Annotated in this window: 16 protein-coding genes and 1 tRNA gene; 7 read left to right on the top strand and 10 right to left on the bottom strand. The window is 65.7% G+C overall.

Annotated elements, in window-relative coordinates:
* Nucleotide 1: 1 nt before the first annotated feature.
* From A6F68_RS03935 to A6F68_RS03915, 5 genes are all read right to left on the bottom strand, one after another.
* A complete protein-coding gene (locus tag A6F68_RS03935; RefSeq protein ID WP_084001599.1) occupies nt 2-241 on the bottom strand; it encodes a putative quinol monooxygenase in 240 nt (79 codons plus the stop codon).
* Nucleotides 242-252: 11 nt separating this feature from the next.
* Entirely contained in the window at nt 253-891 is a 639-nt protein-coding gene (gene otnC / locus A6F68_RS03930; protein ID WP_074428269.1) for a 3-oxo-tetronate 4-phosphate decarboxylase, read from the bottom strand.
* A complete protein-coding gene (locus tag A6F68_RS03925; RefSeq protein WP_237257154.1) occupies nt 888-1,112 on the bottom strand; it encodes a nucleotide-binding domain containing protein in 225 nt (74 codons plus the stop codon). The genes otnC and A6F68_RS03925 overlap by 4 nt, the downstream gene beginning before the upstream one ends.
* 28 nt (nt 1,113-1,140) lie before the next feature.
* Nucleotides 1,141-1,749 carry a tyrosine-type recombinase/integrase gene (locus A6F68_RS03920; protein WP_232308194.1) on the bottom strand — a complete coding sequence of 203 codons (609 nt, stop codon included), beginning with the start codon at nt 1,747-1,749 and terminating at the stop codon, nt 1,141-1,143.
* Between the two features lie 165 nt (nt 1,750-1,914).
* Nucleotides 1,915-2,001: transfer RNA gene (locus tag A6F68_RS03915), tRNA-Leu, on the bottom strand.
* 149 nt (nt 2,002-2,150) lie between these two features.
* Here A6F68_RS03915 and A6F68_RS03910 point away from each other — a divergent pair.
* A complete protein-coding gene (locus A6F68_RS03910; protein ID WP_067676599.1) occupies nt 2,151-3,095 on the top strand; it encodes an NAD(P)H-binding protein in 945 nt (314 codons plus the stop codon).
* Here A6F68_RS03910 and A6F68_RS03905 read toward each other — a convergent pair.
* On the bottom strand, nt 3,092-3,580 hold the full coding sequence (locus tag A6F68_RS03905; protein WP_067676596.1) for an NfeD family protein: 489 nt from the start codon (nt 3,578-3,580) through the stop codon (nt 3,092-3,094). The genes A6F68_RS03910 and A6F68_RS03905 overlap by 4 nt on opposite strands.
* 10 nt (nt 3,581-3,590) lie before the next feature.
* A complete protein-coding gene (locus tag A6F68_RS03900; RefSeq protein ID WP_067676593.1) occupies nt 3,591-4,598 on the bottom strand; it encodes an SPFH domain-containing protein in 1,008 nt (335 codons plus the stop codon).
* 252 nt (nt 4,599-4,850) lie between these two features.
* Between A6F68_RS03900 and A6F68_RS03895 the strand changes: the two genes are divergently transcribed.
* Nucleotides 4,851-6,944, top strand: coding sequence for a TonB-dependent receptor plug domain-containing protein (locus A6F68_RS03895; RefSeq protein ID WP_067676591.1), 2,094 nt, complete (start codon nt 4,851-4,853; stop codon nt 6,942-6,944).
* A 29-nt stretch (nt 6,945-6,973) separates the two neighbouring features.
* Nucleotides 6,974-7,969 carry an aldo/keto reductase gene (locus A6F68_RS03890; protein WP_067676588.1) on the top strand — a complete coding sequence of 332 codons (996 nt, stop codon included), beginning with the start codon at nt 6,974-6,976 and terminating at the stop codon, nt 7,967-7,969.
* Here the strand turns inward: A6F68_RS03890 and A6F68_RS03885 are convergent.
* Nucleotides 7,966-8,823, bottom strand: a complete 858-nt coding sequence (locus tag A6F68_RS03885; RefSeq protein ID WP_067676585.1) for a dienelactone hydrolase family protein — start codon at nt 8,821-8,823, stop codon at nt 7,966-7,968. The two genes, A6F68_RS03890 and A6F68_RS03885, sit on opposite strands and share 4 nt — an antisense overlap.
* A gap of 126 nt (nt 8,824-8,949) precedes the next feature.
* Here A6F68_RS03885 and A6F68_RS03880 point away from each other — a divergent pair, with 126 nt between their 5' ends.
* The 4 genes from A6F68_RS03880 to A6F68_RS03865 all read left to right on the top strand — a co-directional run bounded on the left by A6F68_RS03880 (nt 8,950) and on the right by A6F68_RS03865 (nt 13,337).
* Nucleotides 8,950-11,079, top strand: a complete 2,130-nt coding sequence (locus A6F68_RS03880; RefSeq protein ID WP_232308193.1) for a PQQ-dependent dehydrogenase, methanol/ethanol family — start codon at nt 8,950-8,952, stop codon at nt 11,077-11,079.
* A gap of 101 nt (nt 11,080-11,180) precedes the next feature.
* Nucleotides 11,181-12,605, top strand: a complete 1,425-nt coding sequence (locus A6F68_RS03875) for an aldehyde dehydrogenase family protein (RefSeq protein WP_067676579.1) — start codon at nt 11,181-11,183, stop codon at nt 12,603-12,605.
* Between the two features lie 86 nt (nt 12,606-12,691).
* On the top strand, nt 12,692-12,940 hold the full coding sequence (locus tag A6F68_RS03870) for a hypothetical protein (protein WP_067676576.1): 249 nt from the start codon (nt 12,692-12,694) through the stop codon (nt 12,938-12,940).
* 13 nt (nt 12,941-12,953) lie between these two features.
* Nucleotides 12,954-13,337 (top strand): VOC family protein, encoded by a 384-nt coding sequence (locus A6F68_RS03865; RefSeq protein ID WP_067676573.1) that lies wholly within the window; start codon nt 12,954-12,956, stop codon nt 13,335-13,337.
* A gap of 18 nt (nt 13,338-13,355) precedes the next feature.
* On the opposite strand, the gene A6F68_RS03860 is transcribed toward A6F68_RS03865, so the two are convergent.
* The gene (locus A6F68_RS03860; protein ID WP_067676570.1) at nt 13,356-14,366 is read right to left on the bottom strand and encodes an NAD(P)H-dependent flavin oxidoreductase; all 1,011 of its coding nucleotides are present in this window, start codon (nt 14,364-14,366) and stop codon (nt 13,356-13,358) included.
* A gap of 39 nt (nt 14,367-14,405) precedes the next feature.
* Nucleotides 14,406-15,581 carry a formate-dependent phosphoribosylglycinamide formyltransferase gene (purT, locus tag A6F68_RS03855; RefSeq protein ID WP_067676567.1) on the bottom strand — a complete coding sequence of 392 codons (1,176 nt, stop codon included), beginning with the start codon at nt 15,579-15,581 and terminating at the stop codon, nt 14,406-14,408.
* Nucleotides 15,582-15,891 lie beyond the last annotated feature (310 nt).

Below are 15,891 nucleotides of genomic sequence, written 5' to 3'. Positions count from 1 at the left end.
GTTACGCGCGCGTTGAAAGAGGCGAAGTGATCCGAAGCGAGATGCGCGTCGAACGCGGCGCGATCGGGTAGAGTTCGTACAGGTAGAAGACCTCGCGGCCGTCGCGGACGATCTTGCATACGTCGAAGCGATGGCAGTCCGCTTCTTTCTCCAGCGAATCCTGCGCCTGGCGACGCACGGCGGCGAGGAATTCTTCGCGACTTTCGGGCGCGACATCGAATTCGACGGTAACGACGTACATGTTTCTGTCCTTCACGAAGGGAAAGCGGCCGCGAGATCGGCAAGCTGGTCGGGCGTCAGCGCACGCACCGCACGTCCGCCCAAAAGGAGAAATATTCGCGCGGTTTCCTCCAGTTCCTCGATCGCGCCGACCGCTGCATCGAGCGATTTGCCCGACACGATCGGCCCGTGGTTGGCGAGCAGGATCGCGTGGCGGGCCGGATCGACCGCAGCCACCGCATCGGCCAGCGCGGGATCGCCCGGGCGGAAATAGGGCAACAGGGTCAATCCGCCGACTTTCATCGCATAATAGGCCGTGATCGGCGGGATCGGCGCTTGCGGATCCAGCCCATCGAGGCAGCTGACTGCCACGCTGTGCGCGCAATGCAGGTGCACCACCGCAGCGTCCTGCACTCGTCGCGCATAGGAGGCGATGTGCATGAAGCCTTCCTTCGATGGCGGGTCGCCGCCCAGATGCACGCCTTCGAAGTCGATCTTCGCGATGCGGGAGGGGTCGAGCGATCCGAGCGCGCTGTTGGTAGGCGTCACCAGCAGCCCATCGTCAAGGCGGATGCTGATATTGCCGGCGGTGCCGTGCGCAAGACCTCTGTCCGCCAGCATGCGACCGGCATCGGCAATCGCTTCGCGGGCCCGGATTTCGGCCGGGCTCACGCTGGCAGGCCTTCCAGCGCGGCGATCGCATCCATGAAAAAGTCGCGACCGCCGAAATTGCCGCTCTTGAGTGCGAGCCAGAGCGGGCGCGCCGGATCGTCGGTCCCCAAGGTCCACGGCACGCCCGGCGCTATTTCGGGACCGATCGACAACGCGCCGACTCCGAGTGCGCAGATCACCGCTCCGGAAGTCTCGCCTCCAGCGACGACGAAACGATCGATGCCCTCAGCCCGTGCGATTGCGGCGACGTCACCGAGCAGGCGTTACGAGAGCGCCCTTCAGCATACTGGTCGGATCGGATTTGCAGCGGGTGGTAGCAACACCGTAGCGAAACACGCGGCCTGCAAACGAGCGGCATTTCTTCGCAGTCTCGTGCTTACCGGTGGCTTCCAGCCGTTTGAGGGGAGCCAGGACTTCGAACGGCTCGATCTCGTTGATGGGTCGGTTCCCGATGGCAGGCGCAAGCTTGTCGAGGAAATAATTGGCCTTGACGATCGTGCCATCGGCACGGTCATTCTGAACCATCATCTGTTCAATATACTCACGTGCGACTGCCTCGAACGTCTGTGCAGAAAGGAACTCGGCGCGGATTTTCCGCTTCCGCTTCTCAAAGGCCGGGTCGCCCCCTGAAGCAACAGCTCGTCGTGCCTCGTAGGCTTCGTCTCGCGCTTGCTTGAGACTGATGTCTGGATAGCTGCCGATGCAGAGCTTCTTTTGCGCGCCGCCGATCCGGTATCGGAATCGCCAAAGTTTGCCGCCGGTCGGCGTGACCTCAACATATAGGCCGCGCTCATCGGTTACCTTGTACGGCTTATCCTTGGGCTTGAGTGCGCGGAGGCGAGTTTCTGTCAGCGGCATGTGGGGGCCTTTTCATCTGGGCCTTTGCGAAACGGCCTCAAAAGGCCCACAAAAGTGTCTGGAACCCCCGAGAACAGGCGGGACGATCCGGAACGATCCCAGGGCCAAATCCCTAGGATTTCTGCGGGTTTTATAGCTTATTTGGGAGAACGTGAGAAGAACAAATGGTGCCCAGAAGAGGACTCGAACCTCCACGCCCTTGCGAGCGCCGCCACCTGAAGACGGTGCGTCTACCAATTCCGCCATCTGGGCACCGGATGCGAAGGCGAACGTCGAAGCCGCCCTGCGGGTAGGGGCGCGCCGATACGAAGGGGCTGCGGACTTGTCAACGTGGCAAAGCTTGCCCGTTGCGGCGGGGCGCCGTTTGCGGCAGGGCGAACCGGCAATTCGGACAGGACACTATGGCCAAGACGCATCCCTTGAACGGCAAGCTGGTGACGGTAATCGGCGGCAGCGGCTTCCTTGGCGACCACGTCGCGCAGGCGCTGCTGTCGAAAGGCGCGCGGGTGCGGATTGCCAGTCGCCACCCCGAAAAGGCCTGGAACCTGAAGCCGCTCGCCCAGCTCGGCCAGCTGCAGTTCGCGCGAGTCGATGCGACCCGGGCGGACCTGGTTGCCGCGGCCGTCGCCGGGGCCGATGCGGTGGTCAACCTTGTCGGAAGCTTCGAAGGCGACCTGATGAAGACCATCGCGGGAAGCGCGGCCAATGTCGCGCAGGCCGCGGCGGACGCGGGCTGCGGCGCGCTGGTGCACGTTTCGGCGATCGGAGCGGATGCGGACTCTACCGCCGGCTACGCGCGCGCCAAGGCGGCGAGCGAGGTTGCGGTCCTCGAGGCCTTTCCCAAGGCCACGATCCTCCGCCCCTCGATCCTGTTCGGCGAAGACGACAATTTCATCCAGATGTTCGCCGGCCTCATCGCCATGATGCCGGTCCTGCCGGTGTTCGCGCCCGATGCACCGGTCCAGCCGCTGCATATCGACGATGCCGCGGAGGCAGTCGTGTCGACGCTGTCCGACCCTGCGACGCACGGCGGAAAGACCTACGAGATCGCCGGGCCGGAAGCGATCACGATGCGCGCCCTCAACGACCGCATTGCCGCGGCGCAGAACCGAAATCGCGTTTTCATCGACATGCCGGATGGCATCTCCGCGTTCTTCGCGATGCTGCCCGGAACGCCGATGAATTCCGACCAGTGGACGCTGCTCAAGGCCGGCAACCGGCCCTCGGGCAAGTTTCCCGGAATCGAGGCGTTCGGCATCGCGCCACGCCCGCTGGGCCTCTTCCTCGACCGCTGGATGGTCCGCCACCGCAAGCACGGGCGCTTCAACGAGAAGCTGGCGGGCTAGCCTTCCCCAGTCGGAGGCTGGGTCCCTTCGTCGGAAAGGAGCCTGAGCGGCTCGACGATCAGCGTACCTCCGTCGAAACCGGTGATGCGCACGCGCGTGCCCGCCTCGAGCTCGGGTCCGCGTGCCGACCATTCGCTGTCGCCCTGCCGCACTCGCCCCTCGCCGTGCTCGATCGCCACCGCGACGGTGCCGGTCTGCCCGACGAGCCGCCCCATGCGGTTGTTGAGCAAGGGGTCGGTGCTCGCGATCGGCTGCTCCGCAAGCACACGTCGCGCGGTGAACACGATGATCAGCGACAGGAAAACGAAGTTGACGATCTGCAGCGGAATGCCCGGATCGAAGGCGAAAACCAGCGCCCCGGTCGCCAGCGCCGCAAGCGCCAGCCAGATCAGGTAGACCCCGGGCACGACCATCTCGAGGCCGGCCAGCACCAGGCCGAGCGCGAACCATGCCCAGTACGCGTCGAAGTCGCCGATCCAGTCCATCGCCTGCGTTCTAGCCTTCCCCGCCGCCGGTCCGCGGCACCGCGCTCCGCTGGCGCTGCGACGGCAGCGCGACGCCCGACTGATCGGGTGCAGGCGTCGTTACGTCGCCCGGCTTGACCACATCGCGGACCAGTTCTCCGATACCGCCGAGCGAGCCGATCAACTGGGTCGCCTCGACCGGGAACAGGATTGTCTTGGCGTTGGGGCTGGTCGCGAACTTCGCCACCGCCTTGGTGTATTCCTGCGCGATGAAGTAGTTGATTGCCTGGCTGCCGCTCTGCGCGATCGCATCGGACACCGCGCGGGTCGCTTGCGCTTCGGCCTCGGCGGCGCGCTCGCGGGCTTCGGCGTCGCGGAAGGCGGCTTCCTTCTTGCCTTCGGCGGAGAGGATCGCGGACTGCTTCTCACCCTCAGCGCGCAGGATGCGGCTCGCCCGCTCGCCCTCGGCCTCGAGGATCTCGGCGCGCTTGAGGCGCTCGGCCTTCATCTGACGTGCCATCGCTTCCGAGATGTCCATCGGCGGGCGGATATCCTTGATCTCGACGCGGGTGATCTTCACGCCCCACGGGCTCGTCGCGTGATCGACCACGCCCAGCAGGCGGGCGTTGATCTCGTCGCGCTTCGACAGCGTCTCGTCGAGGTCCATCGAGCCCATCACGGTGCGCAGGTTGGTCGTCGTGATCGCCATGATCGCGCCGTAGAGGTTGTGCACCTCGTAGGCCGCCTTGCCGGCGTCCAGCACCTGGAAGAACACCACCGCATCCACCCCGACCATCGCGTTGTCGCGAGTGATGATCTCCTGTCCGGGGATGTCGAGTACCTGCTCCATCATGTTCACCTTCTGGCCGACCCGGTCGACGAAGGGGATGATGACATGCATGCCGGGGTCGGCCGCCTTGGTGAACTTGCCGAAGCGCTCGATCGTATAGACGTAGCCCTGGCGCACGACCTTGATCGCCGACATGACGAAAATGAACAGCACCGCGACGACGAGTGCGAGCGTAATCAGCGGACCCATTTCGAACCTCCTATAGTCCGCGGTATCGTAGAGTCGGGCGAGCGGCGGGCAAGGAAAACCGGACGGTTAGGTACCGAATTCCGGAGACGGCTATTGCGTCCGCCGCGCCGTTCGTCCGCTTTGGTCGGCGCTTCATCCGTCGCCGGGCCTTCCATCGAATCCCCGCTTGCACTCGTCGAGCGCCCTGATCCTTTCATGTCGCCGCTCGATTAGAGCCATCGAAGGAGAGGTCGAGGGCGACTGGAGTACACGATGAGACATGTCGTCACCCCATCGCTGCTGATGTCCATCGGTCTCGTCACTCCAGCCATCGCGGGGACCCCATCCGACGATGAAAGCGCACCGGGTTCTTCAGGTAGTGTTCCGACTGCCGCGGACGCTGGCAGGCAAGTCTTCACACCGACCGATTTCGCGCAGTTCTCTCCCAAGAACGCTGCAGACATGATTCAGCAGATTCCCGGCTTCCAGATCCGCGACAACGAAAACCTGCGTGGCCTGGGCCAGGCGACCGGAAACGTCCTATTTAATGGCCAGCGCCCTTCGACAAAGTCCGACGATCTGCGTACTTTGCTGTCGCGTATCCCTGCCTCGACGGTCGAACGGATCGAGATCCTCGATGGTGCAACCGTCGACATACCCGGTCTTTCGGGCCAGGTGGCGAACGTCGTCTATACAGCTTCCAAGGGCCTATCAGGCCAGTTTTCGTGGGAAGGCCAGGCGCGCGCGCATTTTGCAGACCCTTTGTACACCCGCGGGGCGATGTCGGTGAGCGGCAGGAGCGGCAGTCTCGAGTACGAATTTGGGCTCGACAACAACCAGGCCTCGCGCGGAGCAGCGGGTGGAATCACCACGATCGCCGACGCCGCCGGAACGCCGACCGAGTTGCGCGACGACGTTCTGACTGCCAACCGGGATCAGCCCAAGGCTTCGGCCAAGCTGACGTTGACCCAGCCCAACGGCAATATCGGCCATCTCAACGGGCACTATCAGCAAACGTTTTTCCGCTACGACGAGGACGGTGTGCGTCGGTCGCCTGGCATGCCCGACCGCTTACGGACGGTTCGCGACAGGAACGACACCTGGAATTTCGAAGTGGGAGGAGATTACGAGTTCGCGGTCGGACCCGGACGACTCAAGATGATCGGGCTCCGCCGCTTCAGTCATGAACCTTTCGGTACCGAGGTCGTCATCCGTCCCGCCGATCTGGGCCCTCCGATTGGTGAGGCCTTCGCCCAGGTCGGCGACATTGGCGAGACGATCGCGCGGGCAGAATACTCGTGGAAAATGCTCGGCGGCGACTGGCAGCTTTCAAGCGAGGCCGCATTCAACACTCTCGACAACGTCGCCAGCCTGGGCACGCTCGATGCGGCGGGTGAATTCGTTTATGTTCCCTTTCCCTCTGGCACCGGGGGCGTGACCGAAAACCGGTACGAGACCCTGCTGAGTTTCGGCCGGTCGATCACGTCCAAGCTATCGTTCCAGATCGTGGGCGGCGCAGAGCACTCGACAATCGAACAGACCGGAGGACAAGGGCTCACGAGGAGCTTTTTTCGCCCGAAAGGCACTTTCACGTTGTCGTGGACGCCCAGCGACACGCTCGACGCATCGCTCAAGATCCGGCGGCGCGTGCTGCAGCTGTCGTTTTACGATTTTCTTGCCCGAGCCTTCCTCAACGACGGGGTCGCAAATGCAGGGAACGTCGAACTCAGACCGCAGCAGGACTGGAGCTTCGAGGGCGAAATAAACAAGAAGCTGGGCGACTGGGGCAGTCAGCAGTTCCAGCTCGTCTACCGCAATGTCTCGGATTATGTCGACGTGATCCCCGTCCCGGGGGGCGAATCGACTGGCAACATCGACAAGGCCTGGGCGGCCGCGATCGTGTCCACCAGTACGATCAAGTTCGATCCCCTGGGCTTGGCTGGGGTCAAGCTAGACGGGACGGTGGTACTCCAGACTTCGTCCGTGCGCGATCCCTTCACCGGCGAGAAGCGACAGTGGCGCGGCTTCGTCAATCGCCAGGCCAACTTTGTCTTGCGGCACGACATTCCAGGCAGCGACTGGGCTTGGGGCGGGGAAGCAAACCACAATCATGTCCTGCCTCGATACCGCAGGACCGAGATCGACCGAAACTGGGAGGGTCCTTGGTTCGTCGGGCTGTTCGTCGAGCACAAGGACGTTTTCGGCCTGACGGTGAGGGCGGATGCGTTCAATCTGACGAACGCGCGTCAACGCCGGGAGCGCACAGTCTACACCGGACTGCGCGGCGCGACACCGATAGCCTTCACCGAATCGCGTGATCGGCTGATCGGTCCGATTTTCTCGCTTTCGGTCCGCGGCAACTTCTAAAAGCTGCGCTCACGCAATAGCGTGGCCGCATGATCCCTGAACGCGCTCTCGCCGGCCGGATGGTCGCGCCCATCGGTCTTGGCTGCATGAACCTGTCGTGGGCCTACGGCGATCCGCCGCCACACGACGAGAAAGTCCGGCTTCTCGAGCGGGCGATCGAGCTGGGTTACGACCACCTCGACACCTCCAACATCTACGGGCTGGGCCGCAACGAGAGCCTGATCGGCGAGGCGCTGGCCGACCGACGCGGCGACTACCTGCTGGCGAGCAAGACCGGCATCGTCGTGAAGGACGGTGGAGCGCGCGGGATCGACTGCTCTCCGCAAGCCATGGCACGCTCGATCGACGAGAGCCTCGCGCGATTGAAGACCGACCATATCGACCTGTTCTACATGCACCGGCTCGATCGCACGGTGCCGATACCCGACATGGTCGGCGCCCTGGCCCGCGCGATCGAGGCGGGCAAGATCGGCGCGTACGGCGTATCCGAATGGAGCGCCGCGCATGTCCGCGAGGCGCACGCGGTCCACCCGATGGCGGCGGTGCAGACCGAGTACTCGTTGTGGACGCGCCAGCCCGAAATCGCGGTGCTCGAGACGACGCGCGAACTCGGTATCGCCTTCGTGGCGTTCTCCCCGGTGGCGCGGGGCGCGCTCGGCGGCGAACTCGGCGATGATCCGGCGTTCGGCGACCGCGACATCCGCAAGGGCATGCCGCGCTTCGCAGAAGAGCACTGGCCCGCCAACCGAGCGCTCATCGCCCGCTTCGAAGCGCTGGCCGCCGAGGCGGGGATCGCCCCGGCGCAGCTCGCCCTGGCATGGGTGTTGGCACAGGGCCCCCACGTTCACGCCATCCCCGGGACGACCAGCATCGCGCATCTCGAAGAGAACTTTGCGACGCTTTCGCTCGACATCGCGCCCGCGACCATCGCCGCCGCGGACGACCTGATCAATCAGGCCACCGTCAGCGGGCCGCGCTACAGCCCGGCGATGCAGGCCTCGATCGATACCGAGGATTTCGCCTAGAGCTGCGCGTATAGCGCCAGCAGGCGGCCCCATGCCCTGTCGGCCTCGGCGGCGTTGTAGGCCGGGCTGTCGGGCACACACCACCCGTGGTCGGCGGCATAGACCTCGATCTCCGCGGACACTTCCTGCGCATCGGCCGTCTCGCGCAGGATCGTCTTGGCTGCGGGCTGCTTCGCATCGTCGTTCCGTGCGATCGCAATGAGGTAGCGCGCCCCGCTTTGCAGTCGCTTGTGCGGGCTGGTCGGAGCGTCCGTCACAAGGCCCCCGCCATGGAAGCTCGCAGCCGCCTTGATACGCGACGGGACCGATGCTGCCGCGTGGATCGTGTATGGGCCGCCCATGCAGTAGCCCTGGTTGCCGATCCCGCGCTTGCGGTCGACCGCGCGCTGGGAATCGAGCCAGGCCGCCAGCGCCGTCGCGTCGCGCGCGATCGCCTGCGGATCAGTCGCCTTGGCCCGCCATGGGCCGACTTTCTCGAAGCCCTTCTGCGCGGCGAAGGTCGCGAAGTCGGCGAACTGCTCGCCCACGACGTCGCGATAATAGGGGTTGGGCACCAGCACCGCGTAGCCGCTCGCGGCAAGCCGCCGTGCCATCGCCCGCTTCGCTTCGCGCAGGCCCGCGATGTCGGGCCACAGGATGACGCCCGGAGCCGCCTTGGCGGGGTGGACGAAGAAGCCGTCCATCGTCCCGTCCGGAGTCTTGACCGCGACTGCGCTTTCAGTGAGCCCGGCGGAACCTTCATCCCCGCTCATCGAAGTGCATGCGGCCAGCCCGACAAGCGCTCCGACAGCGGCGAATTCGCGCCGGGCGAGACCCTTCTTCTCGAACGCTGCAAGGTCGGCTTCGTCGCACATCGTCAGGTCTCCTCAGTGTCCCGTCGCGGCGACTCTAGCACCCGCGCCCGACTCGTCCAGCGGGACCGTTGCCAGTCGCAACGCTTGTCGCCACAACCCTGCTCGAGAGGAGAAGCCATGCGAAAGATGGCGGTTTGGATCGCGGCACTGGCGCTTGGCGCGTGCAGCCTGTCGGGCGATCGGGAGGCGGACGGAAGCGGCGTCTCCCCGCCGACCGAAGGCGTGACCGACGCGATGATCGCCGCGGCCGACGGCGGCGAGTGGCTGACCTATGGCCGCGACTATTCCGAGCAGCGCTTCTCCCCGCTCGACCTGGTCGACACGGGCAACGTCGGCCAGCTCGGCCTCGCCTGGTTCGCAGACCTCGATACCGCGCGCGGGCAGGAGGCGACCCCGCTGATGCACGACGGGGTGCTCTATTTCACGAGCGCGTGGAGCAAGGTCTATGCCCATGACGCCGCGACCGGAAAGCAGCTCTGGGCCTACGATCCTAAAGTCCCGCGCGAGACGCTGGTCCGCGCCTGCTGCGACGCGGTGAACCGCGGCGTCGCGCTTTATGGCGACAAGGTCTACGTCGGCACACTCGACGGACGCCTCGTCGCACTCGACGCGAAGACCGGCAAGGTCGCCTGGTCGAAGCTCGCGGTGCCCGATCAGGAAAGCTACACGATCACCGGCGCTCCCCGCGCGGCCAAGGGCCTGATCCTCATCGGCAGCGGCGGCGCCGAGTACAAGGCGCGCGGATACCTGTCCGCCTACGACTGGGCGACCGGCGACGAGGTCTGGCGCTTCAACGTCGTGCCCGGCAATCCCAAGGACGGTTTCGAGGCCGAGGGCGTCAACGCGAAGGCGATGGAAGACGCGGCAGGAACCTGGGCCGGCGAGTGGTGGACCCTGGGCGGCGGCGGGACGGTGTGGGATTCGATCGTCTATGATCCCAAGACCGACCTCGTGCTGTTCGGCACCGGCAACGCGGAACCGTGGAACCCCGCGGCGCTGGACCGCGGCACGGGCGACGCGCTCTACACCGGCTCGATCGTCGCGGTCGATGCGAACACCGGGGCCTATCGCTGGCACTTCCAGGAAACGCCCGAAGACCGCTGGGACTTCGACAGCAACGCCCCCATCATGCTCGCCGACCTGGAGATCGACGGGAAGCTCCGCCATGTCGCGCTGCACGCGCCCAAGAACGGATATTTCTACATCCTCGATGCCGAAACCGGTCAGTTCCTGGGCGGAAAGCCGTTCGCGATGCAGAACTGGACGACGGGCATCGATCCCAGGACAGGAAAGGCAGCAATCAGTCCGGAAGCCCGTTACGAGCAGACGGGCAAACCGTTCATCTCGCTCCCCTCTTCGATGGGCGCACATTCCTGGCACCCGATGAGCCGGAGCGATGCAACGGGCCTCGTCTACATTCCCACGAACCAGGTCGGCGCCGCCTATGTCGCGCAGAAGGACTGGAAGGAAACGGGCATAGGCTACCAGATCGGGCTCGACATCGGGGCGAGCGCGCTGCCCGCCGACAAGGCCGTGCGCGCACAGGCGCGGGCCGCAACCACCGGCGCACTTGTCGCGTGGGATCCGGTGAAACAGGCCGAGGCCTGGCGGGTTGACTACCCGGGCCCATGGAACGGGGGCACGCTGGCCACCGCGGGCGGGCTGGTGTTCCAGGGCACGGCGGGAGGCCAGTTCATCGCATACGAGGCAAAGAGCGGCGGCAAGCTGTGGTCGTTCCCGACCCAGACCGGCGTGATCGCTGCGCCCATGACCTATTCGATCGCCGGGGAACAGTACGTCGCGATCCTGGTCGGATGGGGCGGCGCCTTCGATCTCGTCGCCGGGGCAGTCGCCGACAAGTCCGGTCCGATGCGCAACATCAGCCGCCTGCTGGTGTTCAAGCTCGGCGCGACGGGCAAGCTGCCTGCGGTTCCGCCGATGGCCGAGCAGGTCCTCGACCCGCCGCCGTTTACCGGGAAGCCGGCGCAGGTCGCCCGCGGGGCGGATCTCTACGGCCGGTATTGCATGGTATGCCACGGCGATGCGGTGGTGGCCGGCGCGCTCGTGCCAGACCTCAGGCACTCGGGGGCTCTCGGCAGCCCGGAGACGATGAAGGCGATCGTCATCGACGGAGCGCTCTCGCACAACGGCATGGTCAGCTTCGCCAAGGCGTTGCGCCCGGCCGATGCCGAAGCGATCCGGCACTACGTGATCAAGCGGGCGAACGAGGACAAGGCGCTCGAAAAGGGCAGATAGTGCAATGCGCGCGGCGATAGCCCTTGGGCGCCGCCCGCGCGCCTGTTAGGTTGCCCTACGAAACCAATCGCAAGACCGATTCCCTTTCGCGGAGAGAGACAATGGCCCAGACCTATCCCTGCCTGATCGACGGCGAACTCGTCACCACCGATGCCACGCTCGAGGTGCTCAACCCCGCCAACGAGCAGGTGGTCGGACTTGTCCCTTCGTGCGGCAAGGACGAGCTCGACCGGGCGGTCGCTGCCGCGCGCCGCGCATTCAAGACCTGGCGCAAGACTTCGTTCGAGGAACGCCAGAAGGTCGTCCAGGGCATCGCCGCGGCGATCAAGGCCAACGGCGACGAGCTGTTCCGCCTGCTCACCACCGAACAGGGCAAGCCGCATCACCAGGCGCAGTCGGAGATCTTCGGGGCCGCGGGCCTCGCCGCCGCGCAATCGACGCTCAAGCTCGACGAGGTCGTCAACCAGGACGACGACACCCGCCTGTCGCGCACCCGCCGGGTCCCGGTGGGCGTGGTCGGCGGGATCGTGCCGTGGAACTTCCCGGTGATGATGGCGATCCAGAAGATCGTCCCCGCGCTGATGTCGGGCTGCACGATCGTGCTGAAGCCTTCGCCCTTCACCCCGCTCACGACGCTGCGCATCGCCGAGCTGATCAAGGACGTGGTGCCCGCCGGTACGGTCAACATCATCACCGGCGAGGACAGCCTCGGCCCGCTCATCACCGAGCATCCGGACATCGACAAGATCACCTTCACCGGCTCCACCGCCACCGGCAAGCGGATCATGGAAGGCGCCTCGAAGGACCTCAAGCGCATCACGCTCGAACTCGGCGGCAACGACGCTTCGATCGTGCTGCCCGACGCGGATGTGTCGAAGGTGGCCGAGCAGCTCTTCTGGTCGAGCTTCTCGAACGCCGGGCAGATCTGCGTCGCGGCCAAGCGCATCTACATCCACGAGGACATCTACGACGAACTGTCGGCCGCGATCGCCGAATACGCCAAGACCGTGAAGGTCGGCGACGGCAGCGAGCAGGGCACGGGCGTGGGCCCGATCCAGAACAAGAAGCAGTTCGACCGCGTGTGCGAACTGATCCAAGACGCCAAGGACTCCGGTTACAAGTTCCTCGTCGGAGGAGACGTCGATCCGTCGGGATCGGGCTACTACGTGCCGATCACGATCCTCGACAATCCGCCGGAGGATGCGCGCATCGTGGCCGAAGAGCAGTTCGGGCCCGTCATGCCTCTGATGAAGTTCTCGACCACCGAGGAAGTGATCGCGCGTGCGAACGCTTCGGACTACGGGCTCGCCGGGGCGGTGTGGACCGCGGACCCGGACAAGGGTGTCGAGATCGCGGAACAGCTCGAAACCGGGACGGTATGGGTCAACGAGTTCCTGCACATCAGCCCGTTCGCGCCGTTCGGCGGACACAAGCAATCTGGCTTCGGCTCCGAGTACGGCCTCGATGGCCTCAAGGAGTTCACCTACGCGCAGGTCATCACGGTCAAGAAGGATGCGTTCGCGTAAGGCCCGCCCCGCCGCGATACCGCCGCATCAAACGCGTTAACAATCGCGGCTGACGGCGCTATCCCGGCAGGCGGGAGGGCCTGCAAATGAATGAGCCAACAGGGAATACGGTCGACAACTTCGGCGCGCTGGTCGGCTGGAAGCACCAGGACCTGGGCGACAGGGTCGTGGTCTGCATGCAGAGCAAGCATTCCTCCGGCGGCGCGCCGTCCGATCCGGTCGACGAATTCCATTACATCATGACCAAGAACCAGGCGGCGGTGCTGGCGAACTACCTGTTCACGCTGTCCGGCAGGCTGCCTCAGGCGAAGCGGCGCTTCCGCTGGTTCCGGTGACGGGAGCGGGGCAATGGCAAGAGTGATCGGGCTGGGCGGATTGTTTTTCAAGTCCGCCGATACCGCAGCGACCTGCGAATGGTACGCCCGCGTGCTCGGCATCGAGTTTCAGGACTGGGGCGGGACTGTATTTCTGCCCGAAACCGCTGCGGCGCATCCTGGTGCGGGAACGGTGTTCAGCCCGTTCAAGGCCGAAACGGACTATTTCGCGCCGTCGGAAGAGCGATTCATGTTCAACCTGATGGTCGACGACCTGACGGCAATGCTCGCGCGCTGCGCCGAGCACGGCGTCGAGCCCACGATGACCATGTTCGGCGAAATGAACGGCGATTTCGCCCATGTCATGGACTGCGACGGACGCAAGGTAGAGCTGTGGCAGCCCCGACCCATGCGATAATGGCCGATGACGTAGCGGTCAGCGCCGGCTGAGCGCGGCCTCGCTCTCGGCCATCAGCTGGGCGATAATGTCCGCCACCGGCTCTTCGGCCTTGACCATCCCCACCGACTGTCCGGCCATCAGGCTGCCGCTCTCGACGTCGCCGTCGATCACCGCGCGGCGCAGCGCGCCCGCCCAGTAGTGCTCGATCTGGAGCTGGGCTTCGTCCATCGCGATGCCGTCCTCGTCGAGCGCGCGGGCAACCTCGATCTGCTTGGCGGTGAACGCCTCGGTGCCCTTGTTCTTGAGCGCGCGGACCGGGATCACCGGCAGGCGCGGATCGACCTGCACGCTCGCCACCGCGTCGCGCGCGTTGGCGCGGAAGAAAGCGGCCTTGAAGTTGGGGTGGGCGATGCTCTCGGTCGCGCAGGCGAAGCGGGTGCCGAGCTGGACTCCGACCGCACCCATCTCGAGATAGCCCGCGATCGCCTCGCCGCGGCCGATGCCGCCCGCGACGAAGACCAGGTGGTCGGCGCTGAGCTCAGGCAGGAATTCCTGCGCCAGCACGCTGGTCGAAACGGGCCCGATGTGGCCGCCCGCCTCCATCCCCTCGATCACCAGCGCGTCTCCGCCCGAGCGGAGCAGCTTCTTCGCGAGCGCCAGAGTGGGAGCGAAGACGATGACCTTCGCGTCGAACGCCTTGATCGCCTCGACGCTGCCCTTGGGCGGGATGCCCCCGGCCAGCACGACATGGCCCACCTGGTGCCGCGCGCAGACCTCGATCAGGTCGAACAGCTGCGGGTGCATCGTGATGAGGTTCACACCGAAGGGCCTGTCCGTCATCGCGCGCGTCGCGGCGATTTCGGCGTCGAGCAGTTCGGGCGTCATCGCGCCGCATGCAATCACGCCGAACCCGCCCGCGTTGCTGATCGCGGATACGAGATTGCGCTCCGAAACCCAGCTCATCGCGCCGCACAGGATCGCGTAATCGGTGCCGAGAAAGGCGCGGCCGCGCTCCATGAGCGTGGTGGTCTTGGGATAGCTGGTCATCGCGGGCGCGTTAGGCGGCGGCGAGGGCGCGGGCAAGCGTCACGCGCCGTAGCCGATGCACACCCTGCCCGACGCCTCGCTTGCCTTGCGGCGGGCCTCGTCGACGTCGGCGGCGGTTGCGAGCGCGACGCCCATGCGCCGGTAGGGGCGGCTGGTCGGCTTGCCGAAGATGCGCACGTCCGTGCCTTCCTCGGCGAGCGCTTCGGCCAGACCCGAATAGGACAGGTCCGCGCAATCGCGGTCGGCGAGGATCACAGCCGAGGCCGCGGGTCGTGCGCGGATCGTCGCCGGGACCGGCAGGCCCATTATCGCCCGCGCATGGAGGTCGAATTCGGACAGGTTCTGACTGGCCAGCGTAACCATCCCGGTATCGTGCGGCCGCGGGCTCAGTTCGGAGAAGATCACCTCGTCGCCCTTCACGAAGAATTCCACCCCATAAAGGCCCCAGCCCCGTCCCTTGCCCTTCAATGCCTCGACCACCGTGCGCGCCATCGCCTGCGCGCTGGCGATCGCGGCGTCCGACATCGGCGTGGGCTGCCAGCTTTCCTGGTAATCGCCGCGCTCCTGCCGGTGGCCGATCGGCGGACAGAACGAAATGCCGCCCGCGTGGCTGACGGTAAGCAGGGTGATCTCGTAATCGAATTCGACGAAGGCCTCGACGATCACCCGGGTGCGGTCGCCGCGCATCCCGGCCACGGCATAGTCCCATGCCGCATCGAGGCCGTCGACGCCCTGCACGGTCGACTGGCCCTTGCCGCTCGACGACATGACCGGCTTGATGACGCAGGGGAACCCGGTGAAGGAGGCAGCCTCGCGCACCTCGTCGAGCGTCTCCGCATAGCGATAGCGCGAGGTCGGCACACCGAGCTCGCCCGCCGCGAGATCGCGGATCGCGTCGCGATTCATCGTGAGCTGTGCGGCACGGGCGGAGGGCACGACGGCGAACCCCTCGTCCTCGAGTTCGGCCAGGACCTCGGTGCGGATCGCCTCGATCTCGGGCACGATCAAGTCGGGGCGGTGCTTCAGCGCGACCGCGCGCAGCGCCTCGGCATCGAGCATCGAGAACACCTCGCGCGCGTCGGCCAGCTGCATCGCCGGTGCGTCGTCATAGGCATCGCAGGCAATCACCCGTGCGCCAAGACGCTTGGCGGAAATGACGAATTCGCGGCCGAGTTCGCCCGAACCGAGCAGGAGGATCGTGGCGATGTGGCTCATCCGCCGATGGCCGCCCGAAACCGCCGGAAGGTGTTCGTCCGCATCATTTTGGCCGCTTTCCCCTCCGTCCGGTTAGCATGGTGATGCTGATCGTCTACGGACGGCGGTCGACGCAGGCAACCGGCGTACGAAGCGTTTTCCTACAGCCTGCGCGCCGTGCTAGCGCCTTCGCGGCTCCTTCTCACCGTCGATCCCGCGCCGCGGCTCCGCGCTTCGCCCGTGTTGGATCCGGGTGTATACTTTGTGTCGCCTTTCGCGCTCGCCCGCCGATGCGGAGCGCGAATGGCCCCGCCCCCCCGGGACGACTCCG

Source organism: Tsuneonella dongtanensis, from assembly GCF_001698205.1.
Lineage (GTDB): Bacteria > Pseudomonadota > Alphaproteobacteria > Sphingomonadales > Sphingomonadaceae > Tsuneonella > Tsuneonella dongtanensis.
Note: the sequence above shows the minus strand (reverse complement) of the source record. Positions and strands in the feature narration are given on the sequence as shown.

What these genes read in the sequence shown, in the direction of transcription:
- A6F68_RS03935 (WP_084001599.1), bottom strand. Translation starts at nt 241, where the DNA reads ATGTACGTCGTTACCGTCGAATTCGATGTCGCGCCCGAAAGTCGCGAA.
- A6F68_RS03920 (WP_232308194.1), bottom strand. Translation starts at nt 1,749, where the DNA reads ATGCCGCTGACAGAAACTCGCCTCCGCGCACTCAAGCCCAAGGATAAG.
- A6F68_RS03910 (WP_067676599.1), top strand. Translation starts at nt 2,151, where the DNA reads ATGGCCAAGACGCATCCCTTGAACGGCAAGCTGGTGACGGTAATCGGC.
- A6F68_RS03905 (WP_067676596.1), bottom strand. Translation starts at nt 3,580, where the DNA reads ATGGACTGGATCGGCGACTTCGACGCGTACTGGGCATGGTTCGCGCTC.
- A6F68_RS03900 (WP_067676593.1), bottom strand. Translation starts at nt 4,598, where the DNA reads ATGGGTCCGCTGATTACGCTCGCACTCGTCGTCGCGGTGCTGTTCATT.
- A6F68_RS03895 (WP_067676591.1), top strand. Translation starts at nt 4,851, where the DNA reads ATGAGACATGTCGTCACCCCATCGCTGCTGATGTCCATCGGTCTCGTC.
- A6F68_RS03890 (WP_067676588.1), top strand. Translation starts at nt 6,974, where the DNA reads ATGATCCCTGAACGCGCTCTCGCCGGCCGGATGGTCGCGCCCATCGGT.
- A6F68_RS03885 (WP_067676585.1), bottom strand. Translation starts at nt 8,823, where the DNA reads ATGTGCGACGAAGCCGACCTTGCAGCGTTCGAGAAGAAGGGTCTCGCC.
- A6F68_RS03880 (WP_232308193.1), top strand. Translation starts at nt 8,950, where the DNA reads ATGGCGGTTTGGATCGCGGCACTGGCGCTTGGCGCGTGCAGCCTGTCG.
- A6F68_RS03875 (WP_067676579.1), top strand. Translation starts at nt 11,181, where the DNA reads ATGGCCCAGACCTATCCCTGCCTGATCGACGGCGAACTCGTCACCACC.
- A6F68_RS03870 (WP_067676576.1), top strand. Translation starts at nt 12,692, where the DNA reads ATGAATGAGCCAACAGGGAATACGGTCGACAACTTCGGCGCGCTGGTC.
- A6F68_RS03865 (WP_067676573.1), top strand. Translation starts at nt 12,954, where the DNA reads ATGGCAAGAGTGATCGGGCTGGGCGGATTGTTTTTCAAGTCCGCCGAT.
- A6F68_RS03860 (WP_067676570.1), bottom strand. Translation starts at nt 14,366, where the DNA reads ATGACCAGCTATCCCAAGACCACCACGCTCATGGAGCGCGGCCGCGCC.
- purT (WP_067676567.1), bottom strand. Translation starts at nt 15,581, where the DNA reads ATGAGCCACATCGCCACGATCCTCCTGCTCGGTTCGGGCGAACTCGGC.